General features: G+C 67.3%; 2 pseudogenes. Both read left to right on the forward strand.

Annotation, left to right across the window (positions count from 1 at the left end):
- Window positions 1-1,857 (forward strand): annotated as a pseudogene (locus EOA60_RS29630) (hypothetical protein); the annotation flags it as partial.
- A 200-nt stretch (window positions 1,858-2,057) separates the two neighbouring features.
- Window positions 2,058-2,223 (forward strand): annotated as a pseudogene (locus EOA60_RS29635) (ribulose-phosphate 3-epimerase); the annotation flags it as partial.

Below are 2,223 nucleotides of genomic sequence, written 5' to 3' on the forward strand. Positions count from 1 at the left end.
GTCGAGAACTGCGCCGAGGTGAAGGCCATTGCCGGCGAGGTCGACCTCGCGAACAACAAGGCGTGCGCGACCGAGCGCATCCGCCGTCCGAATGGCGCCAAGCCCGGCCTGCGCATCACCAAGGCGTGCGAGAGCTCGCTGGCCGGTGCGTCTTCGGTATCCTGCCGCATCACCGTGACCAATGCCGGCACTGCTGCCCCCACCGGTCCGGTGCGGGTCAACGATGCCGCCACGCTGGTGTCGGGCGGCGCGCCGGTCGCTGTCCGGACCGTGACCCCGGACGGCGCCGACTGGAACTGCGGGCCAGTGCCCGCCAACATGCTGTCTTGCCAGATTGCCGGCGCCGTCATGACGCCCGGAACCAGCCGGCACTTCGACGTGACGGTCGGCGGCAATGACGCGTTCGAGAACTGCGCGCGCGGCTCTTTTGGGCCGGCGCCCCGCGACGACATCGTCTATCCGATCGGCCAGGCTTGCGCGAAAGGCGGTGGGGCCTCCACGATCCGCGTCGAGAAGACCGGCGACAGCGAATGCCAGCCAGGCGCGCCCTGCTCGTTCGAGATTACCATCACGAATGAGGGGCCGAATGCCTTCTCCGGTCCGGTCCGCATCGGCGATGCGGTCGGCATCGACGGTCTCGGCAGGCTGGAGGGTGTCAAGATCACCGCGATCGACCCGCCTTTCGGCTGCTCGCCGGAGCCGGCGACGCTGCCGGCGTCCTGCATCGCCAATCTGACGCTGGGCGCCGGCGAAAGCCATACGCGTCATGTCACAGTGGTCCTTCCCGACGACGCGCGCCTTGCCACTCTGCGGGGTACGGTCAGCGGACAGAACTGCGTCGGGGTGCTCTCGCCAAACACGCCGGTGCAGGGCGGCGGCGATGTGCTGTCGCGCGCCCCAGCCAACGCGCAAGGCGACCGCGGCAGGGCCTATGCATGCCACCCCTTCACAATCAAGCGTGAGGTCAAGAACCAGTGTTCGGGCGGCATGGTGCTCAACTCGGCCGGCCGCTGCGCCTGCCCGGACGGCACCACATTCCGCAACGGTCACTGCTCGTCCGGCGGCACCAAGCTTCTGCCGCTGCCAGTGCCGCAGCGCTGCGTCCTACTCAAGGGCCAGATCCGGACCGAGGACGGGCGCTGCGTCTGCCCGCGAGGCGCCGAGCTGGAAAACGGCAGATGCGTTCAGAGCGAGCAGCCGCAGGAGCCGCAGTGCACGCTGCGTCCCGGCCAGTACCGCGACCAGGACGGCAATTGCGTATGCCGGCGCGGCGAGCTGGTGAACGGCGTCTGCCGCGTCGCTCCACCGAAATGCACTATCCGCGGCGCCGTGCCGACACCGGATGGCTGCGCCTGTCCCAAGGACACGCATGTCGACCGCGCCGCCAAGGCTTGCGTGCCCGACAGGCAGCAGCCGCCCAGCCAGTGCCGCATTCGTGGCCAGGTGCGCAATGCCGATGGCGATTGCGTCTGCCCGAGGGGGACGGCGTTGAAGGGCAAAGCCTGCGTGCCGGTCAGGAAGCCGCAAGCATGCTCCATCCGCGGCCAGTTCCTCAACAAACGCGGCGTCTGCGTGTGTCCACGCGGCACCGAAGTGATCGAAGGTAGATGCGGCAGGTTCGAAGACGCTGTATGCGCGCCAGGCTCGGAGATGATCGATGGCATGTGCCAGCCGATCATCAGGCGGCGCTGCCCGGTCGGAACGGCCGGCCGGTATCCGGATTGCTTCCCGATCCGCAGGCGGCCAGGCTTGGAGATCGATCCGGACCTGCTGCTCAATCCGAATATCCTGCAGCAGTTGGTGCCAAGAAGCCAACCAAGGCTGCAGCGGAACCCGGCGACCGACAACCTTCAGTAGGGCAGCCCATCACTACCGCGCCCGCGAAACCGCCGGAAAAATCCAGCGGGTTCTCTCCTTCCCGCATCGCAGCTCGCGTTTTGCGTGCCCGTCGAGCGAAGCGGAAAACACGCTTCCCCTTGGCCGGACGATGGTCTAGGCAGACCCGCGTGCCAGCGCGCAGCACAGAGCGCCGATGAGGATGCCGGGAGAAGCCTTTCATGAGCAAGAAGACCCTGATTGCACCATCGGTGCTGGCGTCGGACTTTTCGAAGCTCGGCGACGAGGTCGAAGCGGTCGCGGCGGCCGGAGCCGATTGGATCCATCTCGACGTGATGGACGGCCATTTCGTGCCCAACATCACTTTCGGCCCACCGGTGATCAAGG

This window comes from Mesorhizobium sp. M1A.F.Ca.IN.020.06.1.1 (assembly GCF_004023265.1).
Classification (GTDB): Bacteria; Pseudomonadota; Alphaproteobacteria; order Rhizobiales; family Rhizobiaceae; genus Mesorhizobium.